Below are 16834 nucleotides of genomic sequence, written 5' to 3' on the forward strand. Positions count from 1 at the left end.
GCTATGGCCACTTTTGTTTTGCGTGAAGTATGCGCAAAACCCGTATAGTGCCATTAGAAACATCATAAATCATAATATAATTCTTACGCACAATAAGCTCGCGCGTATTCCTAATTCGGCCAACACGACCAAGATTAGGAAAGCTAATGAGTCTTTCTACTTTTTTAGATAAAAGCTTGTCGAATACTAATGCAGCAGAAGGATTTTCTTGCGCGATATATTCCCGTATCTTTTGACGATCGTAATGCGCTATCCGTGTCCAAACGAGCTTCATGAATCTGATGTCTTCAGCTTGCGTTGTATTTCAAAGCGCCATGCTTGTGCTTCTGTTTCAATTTCTTCAAAAGGTATTACATCACCTGCGTTGGCAGAATTTAATCCAAGTTGGACTTGTTCCTGAAACCATAATTCATGCGCTATCTTTTCTTTTTGTTCTTTTACAATATCACGCATGTAATCCCGTAAGAGCTGTGCAGCAGATCGATCACATGCTTTTGCAGCCTGAGAAAATTCACTTTTTAATGCATCATCAACGCGAAAGGTAAATGTTGTTTCAGCCATTTTACACCATTAATATGTTACAATGTAATTATAATATAACACATTTTAGTGCATGTACAATAGTAGTAGTTAGAAACAAAAGCTATGAATATCTTACCATTTTAAATTCTTAATTATATACTTTAATAAATAATATTATCTTATTGAAAATAAAAAATAAATATTATAAAATATCTATTATAGATAGCGCAAATATAAGGTAAGTGAAAACATGCTCAATAAAGTGATGTTAATTGGCTATTTAGGAGATGATCCTGAGAGCAAAACGATGACTTCTGGTGCTGAGGTGGTCAATTTTCGTATGGCAACCTTTGAAAGCTATATGAATAAAAATACGCACCAAAAAGTAGAAAAAACAGAATGGCATTCCGTAGTGGTTTTTAATCCGCATTTTGCAAAAATAGCACTTCAGTATCTACACAAAGGTTCAAAGGTTTACATAGAAGGCAAATTACAAACCCGTAAATGGCAAGATAAAAATGGACATGACCGTTACACAACAGAAATTGTCCTGCCACAATATAAAGGCGAGTTGCATTTACTTGATGCAAAGAAAGAGCAATCTGCGTCCTCTTCGTCTGTCACTTCTCAAAGTTATGCTATCGCTTCAGGTGCTGATGATTATGGCATATCTGCTCATGACAGCATGCCATTTTGATTAAAAAATAGAGCAAAAATAAGAATGTGGATTTCCACAGATACGGGGGATGTATGAGAAAGAAAGATGCCTACATTTCACAAGTGAAAGTACGTCAAGACCCTGTTAATCAATTGGCAGTTGAAATGCGTGCTAAACGCTTTGGTTTGACCATAGAAGAGGCTAAAAATCCACTTGCGGGGTCTTATGTTGGGCGGCTTTGTTTGCAAGGCGTGCTTACTCAAGACCAGTATGACGCTACGCAAAAATATCTTGAAGTGAGAAATGACTATTCGTGTGCAAAAGGTTTACCAAGCGCTGTTTATGATGAAAAACCATCATCTTCTGATGACAAAGCAAGAGAGAAGTGGGTTGAACGTGCAACAGAACAGTTTTGTAATACGCAAAAGGTCCTTAAAGAAGCACAGTGCCTTTATAGACAGCATAACCTTTATGCTGCGTTACAGTACCTTGTTATGGAAGATCAAGAATTGCCACATCTTGTGAATGCATTGCGTATCGCTCTGAATACTCTCCAGAAATATTTTGACCCAAAAAGTAAATGGGAAATGTTTTATTGTTATGAAAAGCTCTTGAAGAATAGATGATAAAATATTATATTTTTATATAATATTGGAAAGGGCGTTTAATGCACACAACAAAATTACGTAAAGTTGGAGGGTCTGTTATGCTCTCTATACCGCCGGCATTGCTTGATGTTCTTCATCTTACTGAGAACACGCAAGTTGGTTTGGCTGTTGATAATGGACAATTGGTTGTGAAGCCACAGACAATTTCAAGTTTACACTTTTGATGAATTGTTAGCTCAATGTAATCCTTCAGATGTTTTTGCGAATGAGGATATGGAGTGGTTTGATGCTAAACCTGTTGGTAGAGAGCTCTTGTGATGAAGCGGGGCGAAATTTGGCTTGTATCTCTTGACCCAACTTCAGGCTATGAACAAAAAGGAACGCGTCCTGTATTGATTGTATCACCAGAGGCGTTTAATCGTGTCACGAAAACACCCATTGTCTTACCCATTACAAGTGGAGGAAATTTTTCTCGAACCGCAGGTTTCGCTGTCTCATTGGTAGGAACAGGATTGCATACAACAGGTGTGATACGTTGTGACCAGCCACGTGCTCTGGATATAGCAGCGCGTCAGGGTAAGAAAATGGAAACAGTTCCCCCCATAATTATGAATGAAGTTCTTGCTAAGCTATCAACATTTCTCACATAGTTTCTTCGCACTTGAAGGATGTTAAAGTAAGCAACATGAGATGAAACGTTTTTCTGTACAATGCGTTGTATTTGTATTACAGTGAATACAAATATGAGGATTCCATCATGACGATATCTATTCGGTTGCCAAGTGATCTCGAAACACGTTTGAATAATTTAGCTGCTAAGACAGGACGTACAAAGTCTTTTTATTTACGCGAGATTATTGAACGTGGCATAGAGGAAGCAGAGGATTATTATTTAGCCTCACAAGTAAGAGAGCGCGTTCGAAGGGGAGAGGGTACTTTTTATAGCTCTGAAGAGGTGAGGAAAGAGCTTGGCTTGGACGATTAGATATGAAAAAAAAGCTCTTAGTTTTTTAAAAAAATGCGATAAAAAAGAAGCACGGCGGATTGTTGATTTTTTAGATCAACACGTTGCTCCTCTTGAAGATGTGCGTGTAATAGGTAAGCCCTTAAAAGGACAATTCTCAGGTTTATGGAGATATCGTGTAGGAGATTACAGGATACTTTGTGAACTCTATGATAAGGAGCTTGTCGTATTAGTTTTGGCTGTTGGACATAGAAAAAATATATATAAAGGTTAAGGTAAATCTTTTATAAAATATTTTGATCTTTAATCAAAGATTAAAAGGAGTAATACGGCGCAACTAATTAGAGCGGTTGTTAATAAAAAGAAATAAGCAGGAATTTTCAATTTAAAGCGCCAAAGTAAGTTAATGATGATGGACATTATACTAATAAATACGAGTACTTCTATTACAATTATTAAATCATCGAATGTTATACGTCGTTGAGGTTTTTCATAATCAGAGACAGTGGAAAACGAAATGTTATATTGATTAATTCCACTATCTGATAAAATCTTTTTTGGATGCTGTTCTGCTTTGTACTGCTTTTGTAAAACTTTAATTCTTTCATATAAACTTTGATCAATATTAGCAGATTGATAATGAATAGGGAGTTCACTATTGGTATAATCAGAAAGAAAAAGCCCATTGATCACTATGGCTAATAGAGCTGCTTATTTTGAAAAATAACACTAAAATTTCTCCTTTTTATTAATTATCAGTCATAGTATTGAACCTTTAATTGATTTTTTTCTCAACCAGATTCATTTTGTTTCTCCATTATCATTATCTGTTTTTGTTGTTGCCAAAGCTTTTCGGATAATTCTTCAATTGTTTTGTCTCGCTCCTTAATCGCTTTGTAGTGTCTATCGACCATCCTACTATTTTCCTTAACCGCTTCGTTTCGTTGTATAATCGCTTTATTAATTTTTTCATTCTCATAATCAAATGCCATCTGAGAGTATTCGACTAAGCGATCATGTTCAGAATTTGCTATTATTCCTAGGTAATTTCTCCAAGCAAACAGCAAAATTGCCACTATTAATAAAAAGTTTCTTGAAAATTCAAGATACCAAAGCACACCGAGTACTATGACTAATAAAAGAGTACCTTGAAATTCTGTATTCCGACCATTTTCTGCTTCTTCCCACATGTCAGAGACTATACTCCATAGTATGAGTATACCCACTATTACTATGACAATATCACGCATTGTTTCCCCCCATTTATTAATTATCAGTCATATAATTGATTCTTTTAGAGGATACAATTGTGAGGTGTTGCTTGGTGCTAAAGACACTATATTTAGGCAAGAAAATAAAAAATATACAATATCGTGATTTTTTTGTTGACATGGCGTGAATAATGGTGTTTTATAGAGCTGCTGTAGTGGTCGAATTGCGTCTAAAATTACAGTAGATAATTCCCCCTCAACTTCTTTTATTAAATTGACATGATTACTGAGAGCCCTGTGTTTTGCGGGGCTTTTTGTTATTGGGAGAAAGTATTTTATGACAGCAGAAAATACAGAGATGACTTTGCACCCAAAAAAATTGCCACCCAATGCAGGAAAAGGGCGGGTAAAAGGCGTACCCAATAAAACAACGAGCCTTTTGAAAGAGTCAGTCATTGAAGCTGCTAAACGAGCAGGCAGTAAATATGGTAAAGAAGGATTAATCTCTTATCTGGAAAAACAGGCACTTAAATGCCCCGCCGCTTATTTAGCGTTGCTTGGTAAGGTGTTGCCATTGCAAGTGACAGGGGAGGATGGCGGGGCGATTAAGATGATAGGGCGCGTGGAAATCGCGCCTTTGGGTCATGACAACACGACAGATTAAGATTGTCCCAAAGCTTATAGCGATTTTTACAGGTAAGGCGGCGGTGCGTGCTGCTTGGGGAGGACGAGGGTCTGGAAAGACAAGATCCTTTGCTTTGATGGCGGCTTTAAAAGGCTATCAATTTGGCATGGGAGGAATATCAGGCACTATCCTTTGCGCACGTCAGTTTCAAAATTCTCTCGCAGAGAGTTCTTTAGAGGAGATTAAACGGGCCATTGAAGGTCATGACTTTTTAAAGGACTACTATAAGGTTGGAGAATCTTCGATTAAGTCGATTGATGGTCGTATTGCTTTTCAGTTTTCGGGACTAGATCGTAATATAGCCAGTATCAAATCCATGGGGCGCATTTTGCTCTGTTGGGTTGATGAGGCAGAGCCTGTGACAGAGACAGCTTGGCAAACGCTTATACCGACTTTACGTGAAGAAGGTGAGGGGTGGAGAGCAGAGTTATGGGTAACGTGGAACCCCTTACGAGATAATGCACCGGTTGAAAGGCGGTTTCGCTTTTCAAACAATGAAGCCATTAAGCGTGTAGAGATCAACTGGTCAGACAATCCGAAATTTCCCAAGATCTTGAATGAAGCGCGGCTTGATGATCTGAAGAATCGTCCAGAGACCTATAAACATATATGGGAGGGGGCTTATCTTACCGCTATTCAAGGCGCTTACTATCAAAAGGAAATGTTAGCAGCCGAGCAGGAGGGACGGATAGGGCGTGTTGCACGTGATCCTTTAATGCAGATGCGTGCCTTTTGGGATATTGGGGGCACGGGTGCCAAGGCAGATGCGACGGCGATATGGATAGCGCAATTTGTTGGCAGAGAGATCCGTGTTTTGGATTATTACGAAGCACAAGGGCAGCCGTTATCCGAGCATATAGGCTGGTTACGTCGCAATGGCTATGAGAAGGCATTGATGGTTCTTCCCCATGATGGCGCAACAAAGGACCGTGTACATAATGTGAGTTTTGAGAGTGCGTTAAATGATGCGGGCTTTGAAACGCAAGTGATCCCTCATCAAGGGGCTGGTGCTGTCAAGATGCGGATCGAGGCGGTGCGGCGTATTTTACCCTCTGTTTGGTTTCATGAAGAGACGACCGTATTATGCATAAAAAACTAATAAAGTCAATAGCTTGTATTTAATTATTTTATATGGATCCACTTAAGAATCCATCCTTTTATGCATGATTCATTTGACCATTTTTTATATAAGATTGGCATGTATGAATAGACCATAAAAAGCAAATAAAGCCGATAGAATTTTTTCAAAAGGTTTTTAGGCTATTTATCGACAGCCCATGATCGAGTTCCAAATCAGCAAAGTAGTGAAATTTGCTATTCGTTTGACGGGTTAATCAAGACAAATGCGGTGTGTATTTTTTAATATCAGAATGAGTATTTTGAAGCATTTTACAGATAGGTTTTGAAGGTTTCTCAAACCTCCAAAATACCTTCAAAATATACTATGAGTTGTATTTGCAGATTGCATTTTAATATAGGTTGTTTATTTAAAAATTAACTTATTGAAATATAATGACTTTTATTTTTTGATTGAAAAAAATATATAAAGGGGGATAAAGGGAATCCTCAAAACTCATAGATGAGGCGTACTTTGAAGGTTCACTCTATGAATAAGGGGACATGATTTAGCAAATTTATCCTTTATATTTATGGGAATATTGAGGTATTAAGCATTAACGAGCTAAACAGTTTTGGTTAGGGGTCTTTTATATGAATGTGGGGGAGAAACTTTCAGCAATTTAAATAAAGCAGTTTTTGGGTATCACTTTTCTTTGGTTACGGCATGTGCTTTTGTTAAAAGCGTCATAGGGTCGTGGCTGTTTTGAGTGGTATTGTTAGAGGTTCATGAAGTTCTTTTAAACAATGCTTCATGAATGGTGCAAAGCGGGGGCAATTTGTATTGTTATTCATCTTTTTACGCCAAAGTTCTCTTTTGAGAATTTTTCTTGCCATTTTAGTGTTATTTGACTTGTTTCATGGCGTAATGGTTTATGGTCGGTCTTTTTCTGTTTTATCCCCACATTCTCCAACGGAGAATTTTTCTCGCGGATATTCAGAGAAGCAGCAATTGGAAAGCATTGAGAATTTACGTGCTTTAACGCCTAAAGGCATGACAAGGCCTTTTGAAGGAAAGCCGAGAGCACTTTGGGGGAGTGGGTACTGCTTTCCAATTCATGATATTATTGTTGATGGGGTTTATCATCTCAAGAAGAGTTCTATAGCAGCTGTAACAGGTCCTTATGTTGGAAGATGTATAGGTCTTTCTGATATCCAGTTTTTAATCAAGCAGTTAACCCAGATTTATTTGGATCAAGGCTATATCACGGCGCGTTTTTATATCCCAGATCAGGATATCAAAAGCAGCAAGGCGCTCAAACTTGTTGTGGTTGAGGGCAAGCTTTCGGATATTTATTACAATGGTTTACCAGCTTCTTCTCATAATTATGTTGTCTGGAGTGCTTTTCCGGGTTTGGAAGGGCATATTCTGAATATGCGCGATATTGAACAGGGGCTTGATCAAATCAACAGGCTTTTTTCGGGGCACGCTCAAAGCGAACTTCTCCCGGGTCGTGAAGATGGTAGCACCATTGTGAATATTAACAATCGGCCTAGTAAAGCTTTCAAGGTTGGTGTTTCTCATGACAATATGGGACAATCCTCCACGGGTTATGCGCGTTATAAAGCGGGCTTAACGTTAGAAAATATTTTAGGTTTCAATGATGCGTGGAATTTTAGCTATCAACGCAGTCAATCAGATTATTGGGGTGGGAGCACACAAGAGGGCCATAGCAATAACATTTCAGCGAGTGTGAGCATTCCCTATGGTTATTGGAGCTTTGGTTTAAATGGCTATGCTTATAATTATCAAAGTATTCTTCCTGGCAATTTTACCGATATTGAGACGACGGGGGATTCGAGTGAATTACATGCCAGTACAAGCAGGGTTTTTCATCGTGATAGTGTTTCCCTGACAATTTTGAATGTGGGTCTTTCCTATAAAAGGAGCAACAACTACCTTCTTGGCAATAAGATAGAGGTTGGGAGCCGTCAATATAGTGTAGCTAATTTTGGCATTTTGCATACTCGCCAGATGTTTGGGGGCACATGGAGCTTTGATGTGAGTTATTTGCAAGGACTTCCTTTATTTCAATCTGTAAAGAAACATGTTCCAGGAGCGGGGGATGCGGAGCCTCAATTTGCAAAATTTACCGGCACACTCAGCGTTATGACACCCTTTAAGGTTGGTGAGTGGAATTTTCTATTGAGCAATCTTTTGAGTGGTCAATATTCACCGCATAATTTATTGGGTGCAGAGCAGATTTCGTTGGGAGGTGCTTCCAATGTTCGAGGCACGCGCGAGAGTTTGATTTTTGGCAATAACGGTTTTTTTATCCGTAATGAGCTGTTTCTGCGCACCATTTGGTGGAGCAATAACGCGACGCTCAAAAAGGTTTTTGGTGAACTTCGCCCCTTTGTTGGTTTGGACTATGGTCGTGTTTTTCCGCAAGCTTTGTATGGTTTTACGCATGAACAGCTTGCTGGTTGGACAGCAGGTGTCAAGCTTTCAGGGGGGATGGTTTCTCTTGATGCTAGTTATTCCAGTATTTTCTGGAGCACGATTAAGCACAAGAAGTCAGGCACGTTTTTAATGACATTAACAATGGATCTTTAAGGATAGTGATGGCGAATACAAGCATGAGATATGAGAAGAGAGAACAAAGAGCGACTTTATTAGGTGTTTTAGTCTCTAGTACGATGCTCAAGAAGGTTTTATTTTGGGGGCTTGGTTTTTCTTGTTTGTTAGCACCTTCAGCGTTACAGGCGCAAATTTCTGTTGATGCGAAGGCGAATTCTGCCCATCGTCCAGATATTGTGGCAGCCCCCAATGGGGTTCCTTCCATTGATATTGTTACCCCCAACAGCAGCGGTTTATCGCACAATAAATATGATGATTTTAATATTGGCCATGTAGGTGTGATTTGGAACAATCATGCGCAAGAAGTGGGACAATCGCAATTGGGGGGCATTATGCCTGGCAATCCACATTTGCGTTTTTCTGGTTCAGCGAAGGTTATTTTAAATGAAGTAACAAGCGGAAAACGCAGTGCGTTGAATGGCCCAGGAGAAGTTTTTGGAAAACAAGCCGATGTGATTATAGCCAACCCCAATGGCATAAGCTGTGATGGTTGTGGGTTTATCAATACGCCCCATGCGACATTAACCACCGGTGTTCCAGAAATTGATGTTTCTGGTTTTTTGAAAGGTTTTGTGGTGAAAGGTGGGGAGATCACTTTTGGTGCAAGGGGTGCGAATTTTTTTTCAGGCAAAGGGGTGGTTGATGTTGTCGATATTGTTTCACGCACTGTGCATTTTGAAGGTCCTGTTGCGGGCAGGGAAATTGGAGTTGCGGCTGGTACGGGAAATTTTGATTATGCTTCTCGCCAAATGAAGGCACTTACCGATATTACTGGTAAGCCGGAATATGCGATAGATGGTTCTGCTTTGGGGGCTCTCCAGGCGGATCAGATTAAACTTGTTGCGACAGAAAAAGGTGTTGGGGTTCGCATGCGCCATGATATGGCGGCCAATGCGGGGCAGTTACATCTTTCTGCGGATGGAAAAATCTCACTACAGAATGCCTTTGGTCATAGGGGTGTTGTTCTGAAATCAAAAAGCCAGAGTGTGTTGGCAAAACACATTGCATCCAAAAAGCATATTGAGATTGCGGCAAAAAAAGATGTGACGTTAGAAACCATTGGGGCAGATGGTCATTTTATAGCAGAGGCACAAGAAGGGCTTTTAACCATTGCCGGGCAAGCGACCTCTGGAGGCAATATGCAGCTGTCTTCGCGCGAAGCCATCAAAGTCTCTGGGCTAGGGGCAGGGGCTGATATAGCGTTTGCAACGGGCGGTGATCTGACCATTGGTGGCACTATTTTGTCTGGGGGCAATTTAAAAGCACATGCTGGTGGTGATATCAGGGCGCATCTTTTAGCCGGTGGGGTTGATATGGCAGCAACGGGGGCTGCTGGGAAGCTTGTTTTGGGCAGCCATGGGGGTGTTGATCTCCAAAGTGTGGGAGGCATTATTGATGCGGAAAGCATTTATGGAGCGGGAGAGATCACCCTGGTTTCTCATAACGGGGTTTCGGTTTCTCAATTTCTTCAATCTCATGATAATGTTGCTATTCATACCCAACCGGATGCTGGAGTTCATTTTGGACAACTGATTGCTTATGGAAGGGCAGACATTGATGGTGGAGCGGTTGATTTTTCTTCTCTGATGACGGGTGGAGATGCTGTTTTAAAGGTCAGGAACCTTGAGGCTGGCACACTGATGACAGGGGGAGATTTTGTCCAATCGAGTGTTTTTGGCAAACTTATTTTGCATGAGAAGGGCTCGCTTTCGATTACGGCACAAAGGGGGATAAAGGTTGGACATATTATCAGTGGTGAAAATATTGCCCTTTTTGCTGGCAACGACATTTATTATGATCAGGTTATCGGCTATGGCAGCACAACACTGACATCGGGATCTGGAGGGATTAGTGTTGAGAATGTGCTGTCTGCCATGGGGGATGTGAGGTTGACAGCAAACACTCTCGATTTAAGCAAGAATTGTTCTCATATTTACACGCCTCAAACGCTGTATTTAAAGGGGGATCATATTGATGTTTCGGGGAGCGAATTGACTTATGGCGGTTTAGACTTTCAAAGCACCAATGCCCTTGATATTCAGCATGCACGGCTGCAAGCAGTGACAGATAAGGGGGGGAGTGGAGATATTGTTTTTAGAGCTCCAGGGATTATGACGGATAAGGAAACATCGGTTTTAGCGGCACGAGATTTTACCATCAAAACAGGGAAGCTTCACAATAGTGGTCAATTGGCAGCGGGGCAGAATTTAGCCTTCAGTGTGACAGGTGATGCGACCAACAGCAAAACGGGTTTAGTCTATGTGAAGGGCAATGGTGCGCTCAAAGTTGATGGGGCTTTGTTGAATGATTTTGGTGCCATTGTGGCAGAGGGTGATTTATCTTTCACCAATTTGGGGGGCACAGGAAAGAGCCTTTCTCTTGTCAACAAAGCAGGTTTGATTCAGGCAGGTGGAAACTTAAACATCCAAACCAAAACATTGCAAAATGAAGCCGATAGCATACCGGAAATGAAGGAAAAAAAGGAATATAGCGATCTTTCATTTCAAAGACCAGAGGGGGCTGATCAACTCAGTGATGGGATGTTATATCAAGATGGGCCCAATCTTTGGGGAAAGGGGCACGAACATCAAAGTCATACGGGACCTTTTAAAGGGCACGTAAAAATTTTCTTAGATACTCCACTTTGGAATAGCAAAGAAGGAACGTATGGTACGGCAACTTTAAAAGATGGATCAGTCTATAAGGCATTTACTTGGGAATTTGAGCCTGTCTATGATCAAAAGTCTGTAAAACGGTATCGATGGGATAACTGGTCGCATATGACAGAGGAGACTGTCACGCAGGCGTTTTCGCATAAACCGGCGGTTCAGGGGATGATTCAGTCTACGGGTGATCTTATTATTCACGCTGATAACATTGAGAATAACTATAGCATCATGAGAGCTGGGGGCAATGCGGATATCTATGTGAGTGTGCTGACCAATGTAGGGGCAACAGCCTATAAAAATACTTATCTTGGTTGTAAGGTCCATACGGATGCTTATTGTTATGGCTATAAAGCCGATGGTAGCCGTGATGTTTCTTTAGATATAGCCAATGGCACGTTTCGTCAGACTGGCTCAGAAGTTCTCGATACGGTTTCTGGTCTTGTTCAAGCGGGTGGCACTTTAAATCTAGTGGTCAATACCCTCAACAATACGGCAGCCGAAGGGTCCATTACGGGAGATGCGCATTTTGAAGCCAAAGCGGTTGGAGGTAATCCGCTGGAGGCGCTGAGTGGTTTGACCGGGGCTGGTGCTCTCTTTACACCAAAAGTGGATCTCAATAATTCAGGGGAACCTTCTGAGGGGCTTCCTTTGCCAAAGCCCCAATCGGGCGGTGTTGGGGGCACGCTACCTCAACAGAATTTCCTTTATGAAACGCGGGCGGAATTCCTTGATGTTGGTAAATTTTATGGATCAGCCTATTTCTTGAACAGAATTGGCTACAATCCTGATAGGGAGATTTTTTTCTTAGGGGATGCTTATTTTGAAAAGCAATTGGTAGAAAAACAAATGCGTGATCTTGTGGGTCAAGGTTTAGGCAAAGGCTCCTTTATTCCAGGAAGTGATGCCATTGAACAAGTCAAAACCTTGCTAGATGTAGGGGCAGACTATGTAAAAGCCAACAATCTTGTCTTTGGAGAAGCTTTAAGTGAAGAACAATTGGCAAGTTTAGAAGCGCCCATGGTGATTTATGTGCGTCAAAGAATAAAGGGCATGGATGTTTATGCTCCCGTTCTTTACATCCCTGAAAAAGATAGCGCCTCCTTTGTTTCTGCTGGGGCTTTGATCATGGGCGATGATGTCAATATCACCAGCCAAAATACAAGCACTTCAACGGTTACCAATTCAGGGCGTATTGCAGCAAATCACCAGTTGCATGTGCATGGCGGGGATATTCTCAGTCAAGGAGGGCATTTTGCTGCGGGGAGTGATGCTGTTTTGCTTGCGGAGAACAATATTCATTTGGATGCAGGGCGCACAATGGTTGACGGTGTGGAAACTGTTTTAAACACCAATGCGCTTTCTGCTGGGGGCAATGCGACAGTTCTTGCTAAGAAAGATATGACAGCCTCTGGGGTAAAGATCAGCACAGGGGGTGATCTTGCCATGGCCACAGAGCAGGGCAATTTGACAATCGGTGCCATAAAAACTACCGACCATGATGCGCAGGGTAATGCATCCATGCATCAACAATCAGAAGTTAATTCTGGAGGCTCAACAACGCTTTCCTCTGGAAAGGATCTGAATATTCTGGGCTCTGAAGTTCAAACGAAGGATAATCTTTTCTTACAAGCAAAAGACACTGTTTCGCTTGATGCCACGCGCAACAGTGCCAATAGCTATCGGGGGGATCACACCTCCCATGTTGCTGTGCATAATGGCTCTTATTTAAGTTCTGGAAAAGAGACCACTGTTCTCTCTGGAAAAGATATCCGTGTTTTTGCGTCCGATATCGATGCGAAGGGCAATGTTGCTCTTGGTGCTCAAGGGAATATCACGATAGATACCAAATCTGATGAGATGGAGTATCATCTTCAGGGTACAAATCTTAAAGTGGATATGCAAGCCTCGCGAGCCGTTGGCTCTTCGATCAATGCTGGGGGTGATTTTACTGCTATTGCAGGCCAAGATGGCACACCACATGATCTCACCATCACGGGCAGTGCTGTTACGGCTGATGGCAAGGTAGAGCTGAAAGCCAGCAATGCTATTCTCATCACCAATGCGGAAAATAGCTTACAGTATGAGATGTCGTATCATAAAAAGGGTGGGGTGTTCAGTAGCAGCAAATCCCAGCATAACAAGATTGATGCGGCTCAAGTTGTGGGCTCACTCATATCTGGGGGCAAAGGTGTTGCTCTTGACTCAGCAAACAACACGGAGATTGTAGCCTCGATATTCACAGCCGGTAAGCCAGGGGAGAAAACGCCAGAAGAGCAGGCCAAAGCTGATATGACCATTCACTCTGGTGGAAATATTCTCATCAAAGGGGCGCAAGAAAAATACAACCAGCAACAACAATCGTCGACAAGCAGTGTTTTGCATGAGAAATCTTCCGATAATTCTGAAGCGCACACTACAACGGTTTCCTCTATCCTTGGAGCGACGGGCAATATTGTGTTAGACGCACAAGGGGATGCCACCCTCACGGCTTCTCATATGATTGCCAATGAAGATATTAACGTGGCAGGACAAAGCGTGACGATTGATGGCATGACAGATCACCATAGCAGCCATTCAGAAACCCATGAAACGGGTTTTGGTGTGGGATCAGGCAAGGGTTTTGTTTCGATCTACGGGAGTGAATCAAAGACAGAGAATGAAGAAAGTTTTGAACATCAAGGCTCTTCGCTCAATGGGAAAAATATCACCATCACCGCCAAAAAAGAAGATGTGAATGTGGTGGGTTCTGACTTTAGCGCAGGGGAAGATATTAAGCTTTCGGCAGTCCATAATGTGAATGTTTTGCCTGGTCATAAGAGTCATAGCGCGAGCACACAGGAAGAACGCTCAGGTTTTGGCTTTCAGTTTGAAAAGAACCGCAGTGGTGCCTCTGTGGGTGTGGGGGTTGCGAGCGCCAAAGATACGGGCGATCAATGGGAAAAGTCCAATACACCATCCAATTTCAAAGCGGGCAGAGATGTGCAGATCAATGCCGGCAATGATGTGAATTTACAAGCGACAAATGTTTCGGCAAATCGTGATGTCAACATTGATGCTGGCAATAATATCACGCTTGAGACAAGCTATGATATCTCTAAGGCAGAAGAAAAGCATGAAAAATCCTTTGCTGGTGTGACAGGTTCTGTCAATGTTGGTATTCTTGGTACGGTACAAGATATAAGGGATGCAGTAAAGCGAGCTAAAAATAAGGATAACAAACACCACATTATTAATGGTTTGCTTGGCGGTTTAAAAGGTTATGATCTCTATAACAAAGGCAAAGGTCTTTACAATGGGATGCAGGGTGGAGCAACCAAAGATGACCTTCTTAATATGGCGGATGTTTCAACCAGCATTACGGTAGACTTTAAAGCTGAAAAGGCAGAGGCATTTTCTCACACCTTCACCGCAGTAACAGATAGCATAGAAGCAGGGCGTGCCATTAACATACATGCCAACAAAGGCAGCATCCATGGTATTGGTGCTGATCTTATCGCTGGCACAAACTCTCTGAACAATGATGAACAGAGCGGAAATATTAATTTGGAAGCAGGACAAGATATCACCTTTGAAAGTGCGCAAAATAGGCAAAACACGCAAAACCATTCGCAAAATATTTCTGTAAATGTTGGTGTTGGCTACGGTTATGGGAGTGGCGGTTCAGGCTGGAGGGGCAATGCTTCTTTTGGAAAAGGAAAAGGCTCCAGTGAACAGGTACACCAGAAGAACAGCCATATTATAGGCACGGGCACTGTTCATAGCAACAGTGGGGGAAACACCACACTAGCGGGGGGTGTGGTTTCTGCAAACCGTGTAGAGATGGGTGTTGGTGGTGATTTCACCATTACAAGCCACAGTGATACGGGACAAAGTTCCAGCAAGCAAAACTCTGTTTCTGTTGGCTTTAATGGTGGAAAAAAGGATGATGCGGCGACAACCAATCTTGCCTTGAACAAGGATAAAACCTCTAGCGATTATCACAGTGTTGTGGAACACTCCGGCATCAAAGCGGGTGATGGCGGTTTTGAGATCAACGTTAAAGATACAACAACCCTGACCGGGGGGATTATCGACAGCAGTGCATCAGCCGACAAAAACAAACTGACCACCGGAACCATCACCACGAGTGATATTGCCAACAGTGCTAAAGCGCAAGCCAGCAGCCAGGGTTTAAGCCTTGCTACGGGTGGTCCCATGTCTCAGGGCAAATACGGTCTTGCGAAAAACATCGCCAAAAATGTCTTAGATCATGCAAAAGCCAAAGATTCACAGGAAGGGCAAACCAAAGCTGCTATCAGCAATGGCACCATCATCCTGACAGATGAGGTTGAGCAAAAGGCATTGACAGGACAAGATGTGGAACAAGTAATCGCCTCCCTTAACCGCGATACTGCCAACGCCCATAAGGGGGTACAACAGCTTGATGTTACCAAGCTGGAACAAATTGTCCATGAAAACCGTGAAATGGCGACACAATTGCTGGAAGAAGGGTTTAAAGTTAGCAATGAAGCTTACAAAACCATGTTTATCAAAGAACATCCCATCGCCGTGGTGGAGCGTGATGAACAGGGACATATCATCTATAAGACAGATGAAAATGGGGTACCTATAAGAGACGCTCGTGGACAAAAAATTCCGAAATCTCATTCTTTAACGGCTGAGGAGAAGGAACATTTGCAAGCTGGTTCTGATGGCAAGGTGCATGTGTCGTTCAATGGTATCTTTATACCACCAGAGGAAGCTGCTGTTTATGCCGAGCAACATGCTGTTAATAAAAATGAACCGCTTTATTTTGTGGTGTTTCCACAAGCCGATACGGCTCTCTCAGAACTTCTGGTAGCGGGGTATCAGAAGTTTCTGGAAAATAACTTTTGGGGTTTGACCAATTCAACACAAGAAGCAAAAGATCTGATGTCTCGCTATGGTAATACAGGGTTAGAACTTTATGCCCATAGTCGCGGTAGCATGACATTGGGGAATATGCTGTATTCTTTTCAACAACAAGGTGTGCACGGGATAGCTAACAAAAACACGACTATCAATCTCTATGGACCAGCCTTTAATGTTTTAGTTGCATCCGATCTGTTAGGCTATGTGAGTGACGGCAAACAAACCACTGTTGGTTTTGATGGGCATAGATATGATTTTGTCAGCCGATGGATTGGCGGTAATAGCTATACTTACAAGACAATTCTTGCAGACAGTAATGCTTGGAAAGAATGGTGGAGAGTGGTTACAAATCCCATAAGTTCCCATACCTGTCTTGGAGATGCGAGTGACGCGTGTAAAAAGCGCTATGGCTCATCTCATCGTGAACAATTTCCTTTAAGTAAAACAAGGAGTAAAAAATGAAAAAAACTCTAAAGCTATTAGGTGCGGTAATTTTGTTTATCATAACAGGATGTCAGTTTAACAAACCTCCTCCAGGGTACATCGCTATGTGGGAGAAAAATGGTGTTACTGATTTTACTGAGGTAGGAAAAGCCTTGTTAGAATGTGGCATGCCAACCCCTTATGATCGCGATCCAGAAAACCAAAAGCTAAGTCCTAATGATATGGTCTCCATTGATGCTTGCATGGTTCAATCAGGATTCCGCTATAAAGATGAAGAGGTAGAAAGAGCGGGAGGGTGGTGTTATACTTTTAGAGCCGAAAACCTTCCAAATTGTCGTCCTGGCGTTGTCTTCCCACAGCGCAGTGTCAAAAAGCGCTTGAACAGCCCTTTTTGTAAAAAATATAAAAATGCACCTGAATGCCAACCTTAAATATTGCTGTTTGTGGAAACTACAATCCCCACATTCATGTGTTCCCATGCCTGTG

The 16834-nt window shown here is 41.9% G+C and carries 15 protein-coding genes; 11 read left to right on the forward strand and 4 right to left on the reverse strand.

The genetic code is table 11. The annotated features are described in order from the left end of the window. Nucleotide 1: 1 nt before the first annotated feature. Complete coding sequence (locus tag AYT27_RS03625) at nt 2-274, reverse strand: type II toxin-antitoxin system RelE/ParE family toxin (RefSeq protein ID WP_011180615.1); 273 nt, start codon at nt 272-274, stop codon at nt 2-4. Then, complete coding sequence (locus tag AYT27_RS03630) at nt 271-561, reverse strand: CopG family ribbon-helix-helix protein (protein ID WP_011180616.1); 291 nt, start codon at nt 559-561, stop codon at nt 271-273. Before AYT27_RS03630 ends, AYT27_RS03625 begins: the two co-directional genes overlap by 4 nt. A gap of 211 nt (nt 562-772) precedes the next feature. On the opposite strand from AYT27_RS03630, the gene ssb reads away from it, so the two are divergent. The 6 genes from ssb to AYT27_RS03660 all read left to right on the forward strand — a co-directional run bounded on the left by ssb (nt 773) and on the right by AYT27_RS03660 (nt 3026). Beyond that, complete coding sequence (ssb, locus tag AYT27_RS03635) at nt 773-1219, forward strand: single-stranded DNA-binding protein (protein WP_011180617.1); 447 nt, start codon at nt 773-775, stop codon at nt 1217-1219. A gap of 53 nt (nt 1220-1272) precedes the next feature. Further along, the gene (locus AYT27_RS03640) at nt 1273-1806 is read left to right on the forward strand and encodes a hypothetical protein (RefSeq protein ID WP_011180618.1); all 534 of its coding nucleotides are present in this window, start codon (nt 1273-1275) and stop codon (nt 1804-1806) included. Nucleotides 1807-1847: 41 nt separating this feature from the next. Continuing rightward, a complete protein-coding gene (locus AYT27_RS09745; RefSeq protein ID WP_011180619.1) occupies nt 1848-2012 on the forward strand; it encodes an AbrB/MazE/SpoVT family DNA-binding domain-containing protein in 165 nt (54 codons plus the stop codon). 93 nt (nt 2013-2105) lie between these two features. After that, nucleotides 2106-2438, forward strand: a complete 333-nt coding sequence (locus AYT27_RS03650; RefSeq protein WP_011180620.1) for a type II toxin-antitoxin system PemK/MazF family toxin — start codon at nt 2106-2108, stop codon at nt 2436-2438. Nucleotides 2439-2545: 107 nt separating this feature from the next. After that, a complete protein-coding gene (gene relB, locus AYT27_RS03655; RefSeq protein WP_007346764.1) occupies nt 2546-2773 on the forward strand; it encodes a type II toxin-antitoxin system RelB family antitoxin in 228 nt (75 codons plus the stop codon). Then, entirely contained in the window at nt 2757-3026 is a 270-nt protein-coding gene (locus tag AYT27_RS03660) for a type II toxin-antitoxin system RelE family toxin (RefSeq protein WP_011180622.1), read from the forward strand. The genes relB and AYT27_RS03660 overlap by 17 nt, the downstream gene beginning before the upstream one ends. A gap of 29 nt (nt 3027-3055) precedes the next feature. Here the strand turns inward: AYT27_RS03660 and AYT27_RS03665 are convergent, their stop codons facing one another. Beyond that, on the reverse strand, nt 3056-3445 hold the full coding sequence (locus AYT27_RS03665) for a hypothetical protein (RefSeq protein WP_011180623.1): 390 nt from the start codon (nt 3443-3445) through the stop codon (nt 3056-3058). A 98-nt stretch (nt 3446-3543) separates the two neighbouring features. Further along, nucleotides 3544-4002, reverse strand: coding sequence for a hypothetical protein (locus AYT27_RS03670; RefSeq protein WP_011180624.1), 459 nt, complete (start codon nt 4000-4002; stop codon nt 3544-3546). Between the two features lie 298 nt (nt 4003-4300). On the opposite strand from AYT27_RS03670, the gene AYT27_RS03680 reads away from it, so the two are divergent. The 5 genes from AYT27_RS03680 to AYT27_RS03700 all read left to right on the forward strand — a co-directional run bounded on the left by AYT27_RS03680 (nt 4301) and on the right by AYT27_RS03700 (nt 16779). Next, nucleotides 4301-4627, forward strand: a complete 327-nt coding sequence (locus AYT27_RS03680) for a hypothetical protein (protein WP_011180626.1) — start codon at nt 4301-4303, stop codon at nt 4625-4627. Next, complete coding sequence (locus AYT27_RS03685; protein WP_049784545.1) at nt 4608-5747, forward strand: PBSX family phage terminase large subunit; 1140 nt, start codon at nt 4608-4610, stop codon at nt 5745-5747. Before AYT27_RS03680 ends, AYT27_RS03685 begins: the two co-directional genes overlap by 20 nt. A 771-nt stretch (nt 5748-6518) precedes the next feature. Then, on the forward strand, nt 6519-8321 hold the full coding sequence (locus AYT27_RS03690) for a ShlB/FhaC/HecB family hemolysin secretion/activation protein (protein WP_011180627.1): 1803 nt from the start codon (nt 6519-6521) through the stop codon (nt 8319-8321). Nucleotides 8322-8344: 23 nt separating this feature from the next. After that, entirely contained in the window at nt 8345-16366 is an 8022-nt protein-coding gene (locus AYT27_RS03695; protein ID WP_041583423.1) for a hemagglutinin repeat-containing protein, read from the forward strand. Continuing rightward, on the forward strand, nt 16363-16779 hold the full coding sequence (locus AYT27_RS03700) for a hypothetical protein (RefSeq protein ID WP_011180629.1): 417 nt from the start codon (nt 16363-16365) through the stop codon (nt 16777-16779). The genes AYT27_RS03695 and AYT27_RS03700 overlap by 4 nt, the downstream gene beginning before the upstream one ends. Nucleotides 16780-16834: the final 55 nt, after the last annotated feature.

The sequence above is a fragment of the Bartonella henselae str. Houston-1 genome, from assembly GCF_000046705.1.
GTDB lineage: Bacteria > Pseudomonadota > Alphaproteobacteria > Rhizobiales > Rhizobiaceae > Bartonella > Bartonella henselae.